Source organism: Paenibacillus xylaniclasticus (assembly GCF_004001065.1).
In the GTDB taxonomy this organism is placed as follows: Bacteria; Bacillota; Bacilli; order Paenibacillales; family Paenibacillaceae; genus Paenibacillus_T; species Paenibacillus_T xylaniclasticus.
Genome location: NZ_BIML01000004.1, coordinates 171,960 through 189,900, shown reverse-complemented (window position 1 = coordinate 189,900; position 17,941 = coordinate 171,960). Strand labels below are relative to the sequence as shown.

General features: G+C 48.1%; 20 protein-coding genes. All 20 read right to left on the bottom strand.

Going from position 1 to position 17,941, the window contains the following annotated elements:
- Positions 1-14: 14 nt before the first annotated feature.
- The 20 genes from fliY to hslU all read right to left on the bottom strand — a co-directional run bounded on the left by fliY (position 15) and on the right by hslU (position 17,911).
- Positions 15-1,304 (bottom strand): flagellar motor switch phosphatase FliY, encoded by a 1,290-nt coding sequence (gene fliY, locus PXY01_RS06330; RefSeq protein ID WP_127568416.1) that lies wholly within the window; start codon positions 1,302-1,304, stop codon positions 15-17.
- Complete coding sequence (gene fliM, locus PXY01_RS06325) at positions 1,294-2,295, bottom strand: flagellar motor switch protein FliM (protein WP_127568414.1); 1,002 nt, start codon at positions 2,293-2,295, stop codon at positions 1,294-1,296. The genes fliY and fliM overlap by 11 nt, the downstream gene beginning before the upstream one ends.
- A gap of 35 nt (positions 2,296-2,330) precedes the next feature.
- Complete coding sequence (locus PXY01_RS06320) at positions 2,331-2,798, bottom strand: flagellar basal body-associated FliL family protein (RefSeq protein ID WP_127568412.1); 468 nt, start codon at positions 2,796-2,798, stop codon at positions 2,331-2,333.
- Complete coding sequence (locus PXY01_RS06315; protein ID WP_127568410.1) at positions 2,795-3,022, bottom strand: flagellar FlbD family protein; 228 nt, start codon at positions 3,020-3,022, stop codon at positions 2,795-2,797. Before PXY01_RS06315 ends, PXY01_RS06320 begins: the two co-directional genes overlap by 4 nt.
- A 110-nt stretch (positions 3,023-3,132) precedes the next feature.
- Positions 3,133-3,957 carry a flagellar basal body rod protein FlgG gene (flgG, locus tag PXY01_RS06310; RefSeq protein ID WP_127568408.1) on the bottom strand — a complete coding sequence of 275 codons (825 nt, stop codon included), beginning with the start codon at positions 3,955-3,957 and terminating at the stop codon, positions 3,133-3,135.
- A 106-nt stretch (positions 3,958-4,063) separates the two neighbouring features.
- Positions 4,064-4,456: a TIGR02530 family flagellar biosynthesis protein gene (locus tag PXY01_RS06305; RefSeq protein WP_127568406.1), complete on the bottom strand. Its 393-nt coding sequence runs from the start codon at positions 4,454-4,456 to the stop codon at positions 4,064-4,066.
- The gene (locus tag PXY01_RS06300; protein WP_127568404.1) at positions 4,449-4,937 is read right to left on the bottom strand and encodes a flagellar hook capping FlgD N-terminal domain-containing protein; all 489 of its coding nucleotides are present in this window, start codon (positions 4,935-4,937) and stop codon (positions 4,449-4,451) included. The genes PXY01_RS06305 and PXY01_RS06300 overlap by 8 nt, the downstream gene beginning before the upstream one ends.
- Before the next feature lie 35 nt (positions 4,938-4,972).
- The gene (locus tag PXY01_RS06295) at positions 4,973-6,340 is read right to left on the bottom strand and encodes a flagellar hook-length control protein FliK (RefSeq protein ID WP_127568402.1); all 1,368 of its coding nucleotides are present in this window, start codon (positions 6,338-6,340) and stop codon (positions 4,973-4,975) included.
- A gap of 102 nt (positions 6,341-6,442) precedes the next feature.
- Positions 6,443-7,942 (bottom strand): RCC1 domain-containing protein, encoded by a 1,500-nt coding sequence (locus tag PXY01_RS06290; RefSeq protein ID WP_164744318.1) that lies wholly within the window; start codon positions 7,940-7,942, stop codon positions 6,443-6,445.
- Between the two features lie 143 nt (positions 7,943-8,085).
- Positions 8,086-9,003 (bottom strand): MotE family protein, encoded by a 918-nt coding sequence (locus PXY01_RS06285; protein ID WP_246027815.1) that lies wholly within the window; start codon positions 9,001-9,003, stop codon positions 8,086-8,088.
- A 39-nt stretch (positions 9,004-9,042) separates the two neighbouring features.
- Positions 9,043-9,489 carry a flagellar export protein FliJ gene (gene fliJ, locus PXY01_RS06280; protein ID WP_127568396.1) on the bottom strand — a complete coding sequence of 149 codons (447 nt, stop codon included), beginning with the start codon at positions 9,487-9,489 and terminating at the stop codon, positions 9,043-9,045.
- A gap of 7 nt (positions 9,490-9,496) precedes the next feature.
- Positions 9,497-10,822: a flagellar protein export ATPase FliI gene (gene fliI, locus PXY01_RS06275; protein WP_127568394.1), complete on the bottom strand. Its 1,326-nt coding sequence runs from the start codon at positions 10,820-10,822 to the stop codon at positions 9,497-9,499.
- Positions 10,803-11,642, bottom strand: a complete 840-nt coding sequence (locus tag PXY01_RS06270; RefSeq protein ID WP_127568392.1) for a FliH/SctL family protein — start codon at positions 11,640-11,642, stop codon at positions 10,803-10,805. Before PXY01_RS06270 ends, fliI begins: the two co-directional genes overlap by 20 nt.
- Entirely contained in the window at positions 11,635-12,651 is a 1,017-nt protein-coding gene (gene fliG / locus PXY01_RS06265) for a flagellar motor switch protein FliG (RefSeq protein WP_127568390.1), read from the bottom strand. Before fliG ends, PXY01_RS06270 begins: the two co-directional genes overlap by 8 nt.
- Positions 12,652-12,662: 11 nt before the next feature.
- Positions 12,663-14,234, bottom strand: a complete 1,572-nt coding sequence (fliF, locus tag PXY01_RS06260) for a flagellar basal-body MS-ring/collar protein FliF (protein WP_127568388.1) — start codon at positions 14,232-14,234, stop codon at positions 12,663-12,665.
- Positions 14,235-14,277: 43 nt separating this feature from the next.
- Complete coding sequence (gene fliE / locus PXY01_RS06255; RefSeq protein WP_127568386.1) at positions 14,278-14,583, bottom strand: flagellar hook-basal body complex protein FliE; 306 nt, start codon at positions 14,581-14,583, stop codon at positions 14,278-14,280.
- A 22-nt stretch (positions 14,584-14,605) separates the two neighbouring features.
- Positions 14,606-15,064: a flagellar basal body rod protein FlgC gene (gene flgC, locus PXY01_RS06250; RefSeq protein WP_127568384.1), complete on the bottom strand. Its 459-nt coding sequence runs from the start codon at positions 15,062-15,064 to the stop codon at positions 14,606-14,608.
- 2 nt (positions 15,065-15,066) lie between these two features.
- The gene (gene flgB / locus PXY01_RS06245; RefSeq protein WP_127568382.1) at positions 15,067-15,477 is read right to left on the bottom strand and encodes a flagellar basal body rod protein FlgB; all 411 of its coding nucleotides are present in this window, start codon (positions 15,475-15,477) and stop codon (positions 15,067-15,069) included.
- A 233-nt stretch (positions 15,478-15,710) separates the two neighbouring features.
- A complete protein-coding gene (codY, locus tag PXY01_RS06240) occupies positions 15,711-16,481 on the bottom strand; it encodes a GTP-sensing pleiotropic transcriptional regulator CodY (RefSeq protein ID WP_127568380.1) in 771 nt (256 codons plus the stop codon).
- A gap of 26 nt (positions 16,482-16,507) precedes the next feature.
- Positions 16,508-17,911 carry an ATP-dependent protease ATPase subunit HslU gene (gene hslU, locus PXY01_RS06235; protein WP_127568378.1) on the bottom strand — a complete coding sequence of 468 codons (1,404 nt, stop codon included), beginning with the start codon at positions 17,909-17,911 and terminating at the stop codon, positions 16,508-16,510.
- Positions 17,912-17,941: the final 30 nt, after the last annotated feature.

Here is a 17,941-nt window from a genome sequence, read left to right as displayed (position 1 = left end):
TTCCCCCTAGGATGTTATTGAATTTTTTGCATGCGGTCCCACTGACTTACGATATCCGTAACGCGGACACCAAAGTTCTCGTCGATGACGACGACCTCGCCCTTCGCGATCAGCTTGTTGTTAACCAGAATGTCAACCGGTTCACCAGCGAGCTTGTCCAGCTCAATAATCGAGCCTTGCGACAATTCTAAAATCTCCTTGATCTGCTTTTGGGTTCTACCCAATTCTACCGTTACTTTGAGCGGAATGTCGAGAAGCAAATTTAGATTTGTGTCGTCTGACTGAACATATGGTGCTCCTTGGAAATTTGCAAACTGGACAGGCTGAACATTAACGTTACGATTTGGCACTTGTCCGTATGTATTCGGCCCTTGAGGCGGCGCATACATCGGCGGCTGCTGTGCATACATCGGCGGCTGCTCCGAATACATAGGAGGCTGCTGTGCGTACGCCGGTGGCTGCTGTGCATACGCTGGCGGCTGTTGTGCGTGCACAGGAGGTACTGAAGCCGTATCTTGCACTGGAGCCGCTGCAGCTGCTTCAGGTACTGCCGTAGCAGCTGGCGTAGACGCAGCAGCGGCGGCTGGCTCTTCATCCATACCTCCCATGAGTGTTGCAACCATTTGCTTCGCGAACGAAATTGGCAGCAGCTGCATAATCGTCGAATCAATCAAGTCACCAATCATCAGTCGGAACGAGACGTTAATGAACACGTCCTCTTGCGGCAGTGAATTAACGCCGTTACCGCCTTCTACGTCCAAAATATTGATGCCCGGAGGTGAAATGTTAACAAAACGATTGAAGATCGTCGACATCGATGTTGCCGAGGACCCCATCATTTGGTTCATTGCCTCTTGAACAGCGCTTATATGAATCTCATTCAACTCTCCTGGAGGTACATTGCCCTCGCCGCCCAGCATCAGATCGGCGATAACCTGTGCGTCGTGCGTCTTAATAACGAGGGAGTTAATGCCTTGGAAGCCGTCCACGTATTCGACAGACACAGCCACATGCGGCTTCGGAAACACCTTTTTGAGCTCAGAACGCTTTACGAGCGTCACCTGCGGTGTCGTGATATCAACTTTCTTGCCAAGCAGCGTAGACAATGCAGTCGCCGCGCTGCCGAACGTGATATTACCGATCTCACCGAGAGCATCCTGTTCGATGTTGCTTAAATATTTTTCAATTCCCTCAATAAGATCACCGGCCTCAAGATCACCGGCTTGTTCAGGCTCCGAATCGCCTGACGATTGCCGGAGCAAAGCATCGATCTCTTCCTGACTCAAGTAGTCTTTACTCGTCATGTTCTTCCTCTACTCCTTCGCTGACAATTTCGTCAACCTGCACGGCCACCCGATCTTTGATCGAGCCAGGACTTCCGATAAATTTGAGCTTGTTGCCGACTTTTATGTTTAGTCCTTCGCCTACCGGCTTGTTTAGCGTAATAACGTCGCCTACATTCAAGTTAAGGAATTCGTGGATGTTAATCTCCGATTCTCCTAACTCGACGGTAATCGGCAGCTGCGCTCGATTCAGTCGCTGCTCCAGCACGTCCACTTCTTCAGGTGAACGCGATTTCTTCTGCGACACGAACCAGTGATGCACGGAAAGCTTCGGCATGATCGGCTCGATAACGACGTGTGGAATACATAGATTGATCATCCCCGTCGTATCCCCGATTTTGGTGCTTAATGAGATCAGTGCTATCGTTTCATTCGGTGATACAATTTGCATAAACTGCGGATTCGTCTCCAGCGCCTCCAGACGAGGAGAAATATCAAGCACGGTTTTCCAAGCCTCTTGCAAGCTGTCGAATGCCCGGCTAAATATCCGCTCCATGACCGTCATTTCAATCTCAGTCAGAGCGTTCATTTTGGAAGGTGCTGTACCTTGGCCGCCAAGCAGCCTGTCTAACATGGCGTATGCGACGTTCGGATGAACCTCCAGTACCATCCGTCCTTCGAGCGGCTCCGCTTCGAAGATGTTCAGAATCGTCATCTTCGGAATCGAACGGATGAACTCATCATACGGAAGCTGCTCGACGTCCACGACGCTGATCTGGACGAATGTCCGCAGCTGCGCGGAGAAATAGGTTGTCAAATATCGCGCAAAGTTTTCGTGAATACGCGTTAAGCTGCGGATGTGATCCTTCGAGAATCGAAGCGCCCGCTTAAAATCGTATACGCGTACTTTTTTCTGCGTATCTTCTTTTTTCAGCTCCTCGGCATCCATCTCGCCTGATGAAAGAGCTGCAAGCAGCGCATCGATTTCATTCTGCGATAACACATCAACCACATTCTCACCCCCCTACAGGTATACCGGTCAATGGATTAAATTTGGCTCAAGAGGAAATAGGTAATATCGACCTTCACCAGTTTTTGTTTCTCAGGAAGCTCTTGGTTGATCAAGTTGAGCAGCTTCGAGGATAACAGATCTTGACCTTTCGAGCCGTTCAGCTGGTCGACCGTCATATCCGCGATGACGCGGTTTACGATTGGACGAATTTGAATATCTTTAATTTTCTCGAACGCTTCCTTCGATTTCTTGCTGTCCAATTGGAACGCGAAGTTCGCGATCAGTATGTAATCGTTGTCCAACGTATTGCGTTTAATATCTTTCAATTCAGAAGTGACTTCTACTCGCTCATCGGCAGACAACGCCTCTACTTTCGCCGGCTCCGTAACGGTTTTCTTGTCGCCGGAGTCGTCAAACATCGAGTTTAACAATATGATGGCGACGATCGCAATTAGCGTAATCGCTAATAGGATCGAGATTAACCACGGTAACATTTTTTTCATGTCGAGGGTCCCTCCGTTTGCTCGCTCTTTGTGGTCGCCGCAACGACGCCAATTGTTTGAAGATAGCTCTGAACGAGCGAAATCACTTCCGAAGACTTTTCGAGAACAAGTAATTTCTTGCCAGTTGTTAGCGTAATAAGCGTGTCAGGCGTCTCTTCAACCGTCTCAATTAATAATGCATTAATAACGAAGCTCGTTCCATTCAATCGAGTTAAGCCAATCATACGCTTCCTCCTATGCTGCACACACTCCGGTATATACGCCAGAGCAGGCTTCGTAAGCATTGGCTAGATCCGCGGAGAAGGCGGATGATTAACCTCCTCCGCGGCCAAGCTTATCGTTTCAGGTTAACGACTTCTTGCAGCACTTCATCGGAAGTCGTAATAATGCGGGAGTTCGCTTGGAATCCGCGCTGTGCTACGATCATTTCCGTAAATTCATTCGTCAGGTCGACGTTCGACATTTCGAGCTGGCCAGCGATAATAGCACCAGTACCATTCAAGGCACTGTTCGCTTCAATTACATCGAAGTCATTTCCCTCTAGAATTGCGTTTGGCGTTACCCGATACATGTTGCTGCCAACTTTCTCAAGACCGCTTGGATTCGTCACTTTAACGACGCCGATCTTATATTCGGTCGGCTCGGCTGTGCCGTCCGCGCTAATCGAGACAATGGTGCCATCCTGCGAAATCGAGAAAGATGTGACGTCTTCATTTAGGATGATATTTACTCCGCCAACCCCTTGTACAAAATATCCGTCTGCCGTGACAAGCTGACGTGCGGCATCCAGATAGAAGTTTCCGGCACGCGTCAAGAATGGTGCTTCTTGATCATCGTTCGCTTTTACAGCGAAGAATCCGTCGCCGTCAATCCGAACGTCCGTCGGAACGTTAGTTGTCATCGCGCTGCCCGCCGTATGCAGCGTATCGATCGCTGCGATGGATACGCCAAGACCAACCTGCTTTGCATTCGTACCACCTGTAGTCTCTTCTACCGGTGCAGTAACACCTGCTACGCTTTGGCTCAGAATATCTTTGAACATAACGCGACCGGCTTTAAAACCAACCGTATTTACGTTCGCGATGTTGTTGCCGATTACATCAAGCTTTGTTTGAAAACCGCGCATACCGGATACACCGGAGTACATCGATCTAAGCATCTAATTAATCCGCCTCCCGCTCGGGATAATGGTTTTAGTACCGCCGCTTCAGTCGGTCCACGGCAGCTGGGCTCCCTCTAATTCAGGTCCGGCCCGAAATAGTTAATTAATGAAGAATAACAGCGCTGTCGATTTGTGTGAATACGGTATCCGACATTTGAGAATGATCCAACGCCGTAACAACAGTACGGTTCGGTACGTTGACAATCAACGCTACATCTCGCAGCACGATCAAGGAATCAACGGCTCCTTTGGAGGCTGCTTGATTCACCGCTTGATTCACTTTCGCAATCGTATCCGGCTGAAGCTGAATACCTCTTTGCTTTATTCGCTGCTCTGCATGCGAACTGAACCTGACCAATTGCTGTTGCTGCTGTAAAATTTCGCTGAACGGCTTATCTTCCGTTCTAGCCATCATGCTACCATTCGTATTAGCGTTGACACTCCCAGGTCTAGCCGGTAGCGGATAAAGCGTTCCGATCTTCATGACATTAGACATACTCGCCGCCTGCTTCCTGTTCAGAAGTCTGCTGTGCGGATGCCGGCACGTATGTAATCGTCGTCAGCTCGTCCACCTTAACCGTCTTATTGCCAACCTTCGCATATTGCTCGCCGTCCCTGATGCTGATTGCTTCAACAACACCGGAGAAAGTTGTTCCGACTCCTGCGTCAGACATGCCATTCCATTCGACCGTCATACCAATCAATGTCGAAGCGGTTCCGAGATTTTGACGAAGCATCGTGATCTGTTCCGACATGTTCATTAGTTGCTCGACGGACGAGAATTGAGCCATCTGGGCAATAAATTCACGGTCCTGCAGCGGCTGGCTCGGGTCTTGATTACGGAGCTGTGTCACTAATATTTTTAGAAACTGGTCCTTGCCTAATGACGTATCTTTGGGCGTTGCGGCCGCTTTCCGCACGTTTGATGTACTATAATTCGGCCACACGGCACTGTTGTTAATCGCTTCCCCTGCCATTCATGTCACCTCCCATCCGATAGGCTTCATGCATGCTATGCTTTCACATTAATGCTTCTTCCATATCCCAATTCGCGAATAGCGCTCTGTTGGGCTAGCTCTGCTTCGAATGCTGCTTCTTCCGATTCGGATTGATCACCAATGGTGATGCCATTGTTCGGTTGTTGTCTGCCAGAGCCTTCACGATGCTGCTGTGACATTTGGCTATCGATCGATTGCTGCTGCGTTACTTCCAGCTTTTCAACATTCAAGCCTTGTGATTGAAGAGTGGAACGAAGTTGGGCTAGCTGATTGTCGAGCATATCTTTGGCAATGCTCGATTCCGCTACGAACAAAGCGGTAAGCTGTCCGTTCTGTACCGATATACGAACGTCCACTTGACCAAGATGTTCTGGCGTCAGCGTCAGCCTTGCTTCCGACATTCCAGCTGTTGTTTTTACTTCGAATTTATTAACCATTAGATCGGCCATTGTTTCAGCAAATTGTTGCGCTGATACTGGCGTAGTGACGGATACAGCACGCACCGTAGAAGTTCTCAGCTCATTAGGCGATACCGTGTTAACATTCAGCTCAAGTAGTCCTTCCTCTGAAGCACCCTGAGTCGTTTCGATCTCACCTTCGCCTTGCTGAGAAGCAATCAGTTGCAGCAGATGAGGACTTACAGCTTGTTGATTCAGTCGATTCAACATGACTGATGCCTTATCCGCAGCGGGTACGTTGTGGATTCCTTCGATCTCCGGCTGAGAATCACTTACACGAGATACCGTCTGTTTATTGATCAGTTCAGTTGACTGTTCAATATCCGAATCGGTATTGACAGCTGATTCTAATAATTGACGAATCTCAAAGTTTTGTTGCATCGATTTTACTTGTGATCCAATTACATCAAGCGAAATACCATGCCTCATATAACCTGCTTGCTCATCACCTAAAATGGCTTGTAATTGAATCAATGCCTGCTGAACGTCAGCTTTCAAATCTTCTACTACATGCCCTGGCGTTACAGGCAGTGGTTGTGCTTGTTGACCTCCTAACAAGGTGATCATTGCATTTAATTGATCAAGAAAGTCTTGCAATTGCTGTTGCAGCTCACCCTGATCGGGTTCATTACTGAAATCTTCATTTTGGAGGTCCACAAGAAGCGAACCAAGAATAAAATGAAGCTGTTCAGCCGACAGTTCCGTCATCGCTGCCCCCGTCTCCGCTTGAGGAGCGGAAGATCGTGTTGCTGCGTCCACGGATGAAACGGCTTCTGCATCGTTTGAGCTTTGCAAGCTGCCAGCAAGAGTTTTCTGGAAGCTGCTATCACCGTTTGTTACTTTTGATGCATTTCCAGTTGATGATGAGGCTGTATTAGATGGAGCAGATGATGCTGATGCAGCAGATACGATCGTCATATCCATGTATTTTTCACCTCCTTTCAAGCAATATTATTGAAGGAACCGACAGAGCAGTCTTCAATATACCCAACTGCCCTGCCGTCAATTTCGATGTAGAAACTACAATTACATAGTAACCGTGAGTGTTCCGTTTACTTGACCACCAATATAACCATTAATTTCAATATAATATTTCTGACCTGCAATAACATAATACGTAATTAGAGCTTCAAGATCCGGACCACTATCATCATCTACTGCAAGAATAGTGTTATTCTGATCTAACAGCGTAATAACGGGATCTGTAGGAAATTGCCATGGCCCCGTTGTTATCGTAACCATTCCGCTTTGGGCAGGAATGAACTGAAACCGTTTTGTCTCGCCTTGTCCCAATGAGATATATTTAGTCTCATTAAGTTGGATAGATTCGGCTTGATCAGACAATAAATTTAGTCCTACTGCTGGTACTGCGTAGTGCTTTGCGACCTTCGTACCATCACCCATAGCTCCCGTTGCATTCGTTCCGCCCCACGACCATACGGTACCATCACTCGTAATCGCAGCAGAATGATTTTGTCCAGATGTAACATAGATCACATCAGTTAACGGAGTGGAAGCTAAATCTTTGACAACTTGTTGCGGCACATACTGATCACTATTAACTGCGCTATGTCCGCGTCCAAGACCACCCGAAATGTTATATCCAAATCCCCAGAGCGTACCATCATCTTTAACAACAAATGCTCGCTGGGCATGTGTTGTAACCAATTTACCGTTCGAGATTGTAGGAACTAAAGTCGGAACCTTATAATCAACGCCTCTAGGTGAAGAAACTCCGTTTGTAAATCCATCTCCGAGATTCAATACACTACCATCAGTTTTGACGAACATTGCATTCATATCACCAGAGGAATAACTAACAACGTCTGTCAACCCCGCAATCTGCAAAGGAGTTTTCTGACTTGTAGTCACACCGTTGCCGATTTGAAAACTACCATTGTTCCCCCAAGTCCAGTAAGTACCTAATGAAGTTTCTGCCACAACATTTTTCATTCCGATGGATAAGGATTTTACATTGCTTATCCCCGTAACCATCGTCGGGAGCGTTCTGCTGCCTGTACCTCCTAAGCCTAAACGATCATAACTGTCAGAACCCCAGACCCATAATGTTCCATCATTTTTTATTGCAAAACTGCTGTTTCCCTCTCCTGCATAGATTGCCTTCACTGAACTTAGGCCAGATACTTGTACCGGTACTTTACGGCTCGTTTTGGTTCCATCCCCAAGCTGCCCAGCAGAATTGGAGCCCCATGCCCACACTGTGCCATCTTCCTTTAACACAAGCACATGATTGCTTCCAGCAGCGATATCTTTAATATTCGTAAGTCCGCTAACCTGCTGAGGTACAACTCTGTCCGTAGTCGTACCGTCTCCTAACTTACTTGATGCGTTATCGCCCCAGGCCCAAACTGTACCGTCACTTTTAAGTGCGATAGTATTATTAAATCCGATCTCAACCTTTGGAGTGGTGACAAATGCAGCTTCAGCTTTAGGTGTCAATGCGGTACCGGCAAAAAGCAACGCTACAGTCAGACCAATGGATAATAACCGTTTTCTTCTACTCATCTCCATCTTCCTTTCTTCATTTTTCGTTTCGAACTTCCTTACTTAACAAACGCTGTCGCCGCAGCAGAATTAAGTCATTTCACCCCCTTTCATGTTAGAGTTCGAGATTGTGTTTTATCTAGTTGTTCGTCTTAACCCCCCTATTATTTTCCTGCCATCAGCTTCGATACAAGCTGTGCCGTAACGCCTTCGCTCAACTCGGACATCTCTGCTACAATCGATGCTCGCGTGCTGTCGTCTACGGCATTCAGAATACGAAGTACCTTGCTTGGACTAATATCGGCCATCTTGATGAGCAGCTCAGCGGCACTCTTCGGAGCCATGCTGCCGAACGTTTGCTTCAGCTGTTCTGTATCAAGCAGCGTTGAAGATTGTGCCGGAGTATTAGCCTCTTCAGATTGACGCTTCAGCTGCGCCTGCAGCGCTGCGATCTGACGATCCTTAGCGGTAGTAACATCCTTCATCATCAAGGAAATATTCGCCGCTTTTTGCGGGTTCATTTTCTCCAATATACGTGACCGGTTCTCCGCCGGCATCGCATCTAGTACAAGTACTGCTTCTTCCGTTGACATGCTTTGCAAAATTGGAGCAGCCTTACTCGGTGTCATCTGTGTATACATTGCAGCTACTTCACTAATTTTGGCTGCATATTGCTCTTCATCCAACTGCTTCTGCTCATTCGCTTTCTTCAGTTGGTCGATTTGTTCCTGCAGCGCTTTGATTTGTTCTTCTGCCTGAGCTGCTTTATCCTGAGCCGCCGTCACTTCAGCTGTCTTATCATTCAGCTGCTTACGAAGCTCATCGAGCTTAGCTCTAGATTTCTCTGCACTTAACTCGTTATCTTCTGCCGAACCTTCATCGTTCGTCGGATCAGGCAGCACTTTTTCCAAATATGGCACTTTATTCCCGATATCGAGCATCTTATTGCGCATATCTTGATTAAACAGTGCCATGAAAATACCGAGCAAAATGATCGTAAACAGTATAGGCGTTAAGAAGAACATAAATCGTTCAAATCCGCTGTAACGCTCGTTTTCAACTTCCATATCCGCCAATTTCATCCCTCCCCGCAGTCCCGGTTCACATTGTTACAGCGTCGGTTAAGGGGCTGCGACCATGAAACGAACGGTTGCCATTTCGTCGAGCTCGTTCTGCTCCTGCTGCATCATTGCTTGCCGGAAACGGCTTAATGCGCGCTCTTTCGCTTGCAGCCATACTTTCTCGTCTTTCATCTTGACGGACAGATGATTGCGGCTTACCTCTACGACCCCTTTAGCCTGACGGACCTCCGCCAGTTTGCTCGCGATGCAGTTGTCCAAGTGGTCGATATATTGCTGAACGGCCATTAAATCGCCAAGCGGCACTGCAGATGATGCCAATTCAGCAAGCTTATCTTCCCACTGCTTACGCTCAAGCTGCAGCTGATGAAGTGACATTTCCTCCATCTGAAGCTTGCTGAGCGCATCGGACAGCAGCCATTCGGCTTGGCGCTTTTCGCTTTCCTTAAGTCCTACAATTTTGTCATATGCATACCGGAACTTTACCACTTATCAGTCATCTCCCGAGAAATTGTTGAATGAGCAGCTGTTGTGCTTCTTCCAATCCGACCTTCTCGTTCGTCTTCTGTCTTGTAAAAGCGTTAATATCATCAATAGCTTGGATCGATTTATCAATTTTTTCATTGGAACCGAACTGATACGCCCCAATATTGATAAGGTCCTCCGAACTTCTATATGTAGCGAGTAAGCTTTTGAGCGTATTCGCTGCATCCTGCTGTTCTTCCGTCACGATTTCTTTCATCACACGGCTGATGGAAGCAAGCACATCAATCGCTGGAAAATGTCCCTGATGAGCTAATTCCCTGCTTAGAACGATATGACCGTCCAATATGCCGCGCACTGCATCCGCGATCGGTTCGTTCATATCATCGCCGTCAACTAGAACAGTATAGAAGGCAGTAATCGATCCGGTCTGACCTGTCCCCGCCCGCTCAAGCAGTTTGGGCAGTGCAGCAAAAACAGACGGTGTATAGCCTCTTGTCGCCGGTGGTTCGCCGATGGCAAGTCCGACCTCGCGAAGTGCCATCGCATACCGAGTGACGGAATCCATCATCAGCATGACGTTCAACCCGCGATCACGGAAATATTCTGCAATCGTCGTTGCTATCAGTGCACCTTTCATCCGGATAAGTGCCGGCTGATCGGATGTCGCAACGATGACGACAGATCGGGCTAGACCTTCAGGTCCAAGATCCTTCTCAATAAATTCGAGAACCTCGCGTCCGCGCTCGCCGATTAACGCGATTACGTTAACGTCCGCTGACGTGTTGCGGGCTATCATACCAAGCAGCGTACTCTTGCCGACGCCGGAGCCAGCAAATATACCGACACGCTGGCCACGGCCAACGGTTAGCAGTCCGTCGATGGCACGTACACCAATGCTTAAAGGCTCCTTCACTCGAGGTCTCGCGAGCGGATTGCCTGGTGTGTTGTTCGTCGAGCTGTGAGGCATTCGACTAGGCATAAAAGAACCGTCAAGCGGTTGTCCTAGGCCATCTAACACTTTGCCAAGCAATTCCGAGCCGACCTGCACAGTTAACGGTTTGCCGGTTCCAACTACATCACAGCCAGGACCAATCGAGTGCAGCTCGCCAAGCGGCATGAGTATGACTTTATTATCACGAAACCCGACAACCTCTGCTTTAAGCGGCTTCGCACCTTTGGTCGGATAGATATGACATACGTCACCAATGCTCGCATCCGGCCCCTCGGATTCAACGGTCAATCCGATCACTCGGGTAACTTTGCCGTTAACCCGAACCGGATCAATCGGCTGCAGATGCTCAATATATTTATGCGCGTTAAGCTTCGGAAGAATCATGAGCGTTCCTCCACTCGTCGCTGTCCAGCGCTAGCTGCATCAGCTCGCGTTTAATTTCCGTCAACTGCGTATCGATTCGAGCATCGATACTGCCGAAGTTGGAACGAATAACGCAGCCAAAATCTTGAACCGTTGCATCCGGTAGGATGTGCAGCTCCGCCTGCGAATCGATGGATAAGGTTAGTTCTTCCCGGGCCGCTTGCATGAAGGCAAGATGCTCTGGTGCTACGCACAATGTAATGACGCCTTGCTCTCGTCTTCTCGCGAGCGACTTACGGGTCATTTCGATTGCAATATCCGGATTAAGCTCTAGTTGGCGGCCAATCAGCTTCTCTGCGATTGCAATACTAAGTTCGACTAGGAAAGGCTCGGCTTCTTGAATGATCTGATCACGCATCTTATAAGCTTCACTGAGCAGCGATTGCGCTTCTTCGATCTTCTGCTGCCATTCCTGCTGCAGCTCGCCAACAGCTTGAGCACGACCTTCATCGTAGCCGATGCTGAACCCTTCATCCTGCGCTCGTCGGATGATCGCCTCATCCTCTTCGCGGCGTGATTGCCACCATTGCATAATTTGTTGCTCTGCATCCTCGAGCATCGCATTATGCTGAGTAACCGCGTCCTGTATATGCTGCTCCGCGAACTGTTGAGCGTCCCGAATAATTTCGTCTCGAAGTGAAATTGTGCTAGCATCGGGCCTCTCTACTTCAGGTGAAGTTTCATCAGTATCCGATTTAGGAGGAACATACCGGTTGATCCATTCCAATTTGCGCAAGTCTTCTAATGAAATAACATGGGAAGACTTTATCAAATTAGACAATGATATCATCTCCTCCGCCGCGAGCGATAATGATCTCACCAGCTTCTTCGAGCCTACGAATCGTCGCTACGATGCGAGTTTGCGCCTCTTCGACATCACGCAGCCTGACTGGACCCATATATTCCATTTCTTCTTTGAACGTTTCGGACATCCGCTTCGACATATTGCGGAAGATTGCCTCGCGAACCTCTTCGCTGGCAACCTTGAGTGCGAGCTGAAGGTCCGATGTCTCGAGATCGCGGATAATACGTTGAATCGAACGATTGTCGATGTTGACAATGTCCTCGAAGACAAACATCCGCTTCTTAATTTCTTCAGCAAGCTCTGGATCTTGAATTTCTAGTGCATCGAGTATCGTACGCTCCGTACCGCGGTCAACACCGTTCAGTATGTGAACAATAGACTCGATGCCGCCTGCTGTCGAGTAATCCTGTGTTACGGTTGCAGACAGCTTCTGTTCGAGCACCCGTTCCACTTGCGACAATACTTCCGGTGATGTACTGTCCATTAACGCAATTCTTCTTGCTACCTCCGCTTGCTTCTCTTGCGGAAGCGATGAAAGGATATGAGAAGCTTGCTCAGGTTGAAGATAAGACAGTACAAGCGCTATCGTCTGTGGATTCTCATTCTGGATAAAGTTCAAAATTTGCGTCGGTTCCGCTTTGCGTGCAAAGTCGAACGGTCTGACCTGCAGTGTTGCTGTTAACCGGTTAATAACCTCGAGCGCTTTCTGCTCGCCGAGCGCTTTCTCCAAAATATCCTTTGCATAAGCGATACCGCCCTGCTGGATATACTCCTGCGCCATGCAGATTTGGTGGAACTCGGTCAGAATTTGCTCGCGTTCTGTGCTGTCAACCTTTCGAACATTTGCGATCTCAAGCGTCAGCTGTTCGATTTCATCTTCGTGTAATTGTTTGAAGATTTCAGCCGACACTTCCGGACCGAGTGTAATGAGCAGAATGGCTGCTTTTTGCCTGCCGGTCAATCCGCCGCCGTATGATTTCGCCATGCCGATCCCCTCTATTCATCCACGAGCCAAGTCCGAAGAAGATTAACGAATTCTTCAGGCTTGCGTTTGGCCAACGTTTCAAGATTTTTGCGTACTTGATGGTCATTCGTCACATTTTCCAGGTCGAGGGTCGGGAATTCTACACGAACCGGTTCCACGGTTGCAGCTGCCATCATTTCTTCATTCCGTTTACGTTTACGCGCTACTCCGATAAAGATGCCGGCCGCGAGCGCTACTACTGCGGCGCCGATGCCGATCAACCAAGCCGTACTCGATTTGGAGCTTTGCGATGGAGCAGTGCCGTTGACAAAATCGTTCGCCATCACCGAAACCCGTTGGCTGACTACAGCGTCGCTCGTTACGTCAAGACCGGATTGTGCGAGTTGTGTACGGATAATTTGTTTCACATAATTCGTAATTTGTTCCTGTGCGTCGCCTTGCAGCGCCGACTTGTTGACACCAATGCTGATGTTCAAGTCCTTAATCATGAAAGGACTAGACTCAATAATGTTCTTAATCCGATTGAATTCATAATTTCGAATGCTGTTCGTCTCTTCAGAGGAAGAGTTACCGGTACCGCTGGTTGATTGGTAGCCCGGTACATCAGTCTCACCTGTCCCCACAACGCCGCCTACTGCCGAATCCCCATTCGTTGTCGTTTTCGACGACTCCTGTGTGCTAACCAAACCGCCGTTATTGTTGTTATTATCGAGCGGCTTAATCAAGTTCTGTTCTGATGTTTGTTTGTCGAAGTTCAAATTACTTGCTATGTACACGACCACGTTACCTTCACCGATCATGGTGCTCAAGTATTGCTGGATGTTCTTTTTCAGTTCGCTCTCATACTTCCGCTGAGTTTGGAACTGCAGATCAGCCAACTCGGCATTACCTTGAACTCCGCCACTTTGCTGCGATGATAACAATTGGCCTTCAGGACTTGCGATTGTAATGTCTTCGATTGCGAGCTTCGGTACCGCCGTTTTGACGAGATTAAAGTAGCCGTCGATTTCTTTTTGTGTTGGTCGGTAGCCATTAGCGAATTTGATCGTAATCGAAGCGGTTGCATGCTCGCTTTCCGAATTCGAGAACACACTTTCTTCCGGTAGCGTTACGAGCACTTTCGACCACTCAACGCCTTGCATGTTATTCAGCAATTGCTGCACTTCACCGTTAAGCGCATTGCGGTATTTGACGTTAAACTCGTTCTCTGTTGTACCCCATCCCGAGGATGATTCATTGAAGGATTCAAAACCGATCGACCCGTTACGAACGAGTCCTTGCGAACCGACATCGATCTTAACTCTAGAAGCTACAGCGCTTGGCACCATAATTCTGTGTCCATCAGCCGACAGCTTATAACTAATGCCACTGCTGTCTAGGTAATTCATAACCGCAGCGGAATCGGTCGCATCCAGATTTTTAAAGGCAACCTCGTATTCCGTTCTAGAAAATATGTACGTCAAAAGTACAATTGATAATAGGACTAAACCTACCGTTGCACCTAGCCAAATCTTTTGTCTCTTGCCCGTTTGACTCCACCATTCCGTGAGCCGCTGTCGATACCGGGCGATTGTCTCATTCACAGTGCCACCTCACCTATTGCTCTACTCGTTCCTACCTGTCTGACTACAGCTGCATTCGCATAATTTCTTGATACGCTTCAACTACGCGATTGCGGATCTGAGTGGTGAGCTGAAGGCTTAACTGAGCCTGCTCTGACGCGATCATCACTTGCGATACGTCGGCTTCGCCGACCATGAACTGCGCGGTTGTCGTATGTGCCACTTGCTCTTGAGCAGCTACACTCTCGATTGCTTGCTGTAGAAAGTCGCCGAACGACTTTGTCACCTCAGAAGGCGTATACTCTCCCGCCGACTGTATACTATTGACTTGAATCGGTTGCACTGGTATCGACGAAATTTTTTGTATCAAGCTTCATACCCCCCCATTATGATTAACGGCCAATCTCAAGTGCCTTGGCGAACATGCCTTTCGATGCGTTAAGCGCCGTTACGTTTGCCTCGTATGCCCGCGATGCCGATATCATGTCGATCATTTCTTTCGCAATATCGACATTTGGCAATTTGACATATCCATCTGCATCCGCATCTGGATGAGTCGGGTTATATACAAGCTTGAATGGTGTTTGGTCTTCTACAATTTGAGTTACCTTAACGCCGGGGCTTGCCGTTCGACTACTGCTGCCACTCAGCTTATTAGACAGAATATCCGAGAAGCTCGAGCTTGTCGGTTCCATCACAACCATCTTACGGGAGTATGGAACGAATTCCCCGTTCACATATTTAGCACGAGTCGTTTCAGCATTCGCAATATTCGAGGATATTACATCCATTCGCAGCCGCTGAGCTGTCAGTGCTGATGCGTTCGCATCAAAACCGCCGCTAAGCTTCATCGTTACGCCCTCCCTTCGATTGCTGTTCTCATCATTTTCACATCGTGATTAACCTGTTGAATATAAAGGCTGTACACAAGCTGGTTCTTGGCAAGAAGCGACATTTCACGTTCGATATCCACGTTGTTGCCGTTGTTGTTCATCGAGCTGCTCTCATCCGATACGACTTGAGGGGCAGGTATACTTACTGTTGATTGCCCAATCGGAATATGCCTCGAATGGGTTCTAATTCCCGAAATCGTCTCACCGCTGCTCATTGCTTCGGTCAGCAAATCCTCGAACAGCACTTCCGATCGCTTAAAATACGGAGTATCGACGTTGGCTACGTTGTTCGAAATTACTTGTTGTCTTAACTCAGCTGACTGCACCGCTGTCTCCAGTCGTTTAAATTCAGTACCGTTTAGCAACTTCACGTTTTGCACCCCACCTTTCGCTTCATGTTCTCTTAAATTAATTCAACCCCATGGTGACTTATTCCTTCTTGATTCGACATCATTTTGTTAAAAAAATGAGGGCTAACTGTCGAGTTTTGCCGACATGTTTATATTCATCAATTTCCATGTCATATACAATAAGAAAAAAGCCCTATCTTTTTCCGAAAAAGACAGGGCTTTAATCCTGATAAGTATGCGACTTTATACCATAATTATGCTTTTAATTTATTTAATTCTACAAGCAGCTGCGGATTCAGAATTTTAATGTAAGTCCCTTTCATTCCAAGTGAACGCGTCTCAATTACGCCAGCGCTTTCCAGCTTTCGTAGCGCATTAACAATGACTGAACGAGTAATACCAACTCGATCAGCGATTTTGGATGCAACAAGCAGTCCTTCTTTCCCATCCAGCTCTTCGAAAATATGCTCAACGGCTTCCATTTCACTGAATGAAAGAGAGCCGACAGCAACCGCAACGACCGCTCGGCTTCTAGCCTCCATCTCAACCTCTTCCGCTCGTTCACGCAATATTTCCATGCCGACGATAGTTGAGCCGTACTCTGCTAGAATAAGATCCTCATCGTCAAACATCTGACCGTCACGCGTCAACACCAAGGTGCCAAGTCGATCCCCGCCGCCCATAATCGGCACGACAGTCATCGTTCGTTGTCCGGTTAGGAGAGGGAAGACTTCGGTCACGCCGGGGTCCGGCTCTACATTGGTCACCGTCTCCTGCAGCTGCAGAAACCGCTCGTTGCTCTCTGGCGAGAAGCGGATCTCACCCATTGACATTGTGCGCATATGATCGTGCTCATAGGCTCCGATTGCCGCACAGCCCAATATTTTGCCTTTACGGCTTACGACGAAAATATTTCCTTGCATCGTCGAGCTTAACACTTCCGCCATCTCTCGGAAGTTAAGCGCCTTACCGGCTGCTCGCTGGAGCAGCCGATTCAGCGTTCTTGTCTTCGACAATAAAGTCATGCTCATGTCCTCCCAAAACGACGCCGCTACAAAATGTACTGGCTTAGATCACGATTTTGCGCGATGCTGCCCAGCTTCTCCTTGACATACTCCGGAGTAATCGTGATGCGCTCTAAATTAAGCTCTGGCGCCTCGAACGACAGATCCTCGAGCAGCTTCTCCAATATCGTATGCAATCTTCTGGCGCCGATGTTTTCGGTATTCTTATTTACTTCCGCTGCAATCGAGGCAAGCTCGCGAATCGCATCATCCGAAAATTCGATTTCGATACCTTCTGTTTGGAGAAGGGCAGCGTATTGTTTAATCAGCGCATTCTTAGGCTCTTTCAGAATACTAACGAAATCGTCCAGACTGAGGCTCGTCAGCTCGACCCGAATCGGAAACCGCCCTTGCAGTTCTGGAATTAAATCAGAAGGCTTCGCCACGTGGAATGCACCCGCAGCTACGAATAATATGTAATCGGTTTTGACTGGACCATACTTCGTCATGACCGTCGAGCCTTCGACGATAGGTAAAATATCACGTTGTACGCCTTCCCGTGAAACATCGGGACCTGCGCCTCTTGACGGACTTGCAATTTTGTCAATCTCATCGATAAATATAATACCCGACTGCTCTGCGCGTGCCACCGATTCCGAAATGACATCATCCATATCGATCAGTTTATTCGCTTCCTCTTGCGTTAACGCTTTGCGTGCCTCTTTAATTCTCAGCTTACGTTTTTTCGTCCGCTTGGGCATAAACTGACCGAATAGCTCTTGCATATTCATCCCGCCCGGCCCTTCCCCGTTCTGCGGGGATAGCATGTCGAGCATGCTAGGCGTCGTATCCTCGACTTCAATCTCTATGATCTCATTCTCAAGCAGTCCTGCAGCCAGCTTCTCCTTAACTGCCTTACGCTTCTCCGCAATTGAAGAATCGTGCTCCGGCTCTTGCTCCGGCTCCTTCGTATGCTGGCCGCCACCGAACAGCATTTCAAATGGATTTTTTTGCGGTTTAGATTTATGAGGAGAAGGCACAAGCAAAGCGACAATTCGTTCATTTGCCAGCACTTCCGCACGATCACGAACGCTTTCGGTACGTTCAGCCTTGACGATACGGATTGCCGTTTCGACAAGATCCCGCACCATCGACTCTACATCTCGGCCTACGTATCCAACCTCTGTAAATTTTGTCGCCTCAACTTTAACGAATGGCGCTTGTACAAGCTTGGCAAGCCGACGGGCAATTTCTGTTTTACCGACGCCGGTCGGTCCGATCATTAAAATATTTTTTGGTACGATCTCATCACGAAGCTCCTCAGCAAGCCGGCTTCTCCGATAACGATTGCGCAGCGCAATCGCTACGGACCGCTTCGCCTGCTTCTGACCGACAATATATTTATCCAGCTCTGCGACAATTTGTCGCGGTGTCATCGACTCGTTACCCATATTGGCATCCCTCCGCTGGCTTAATATGTT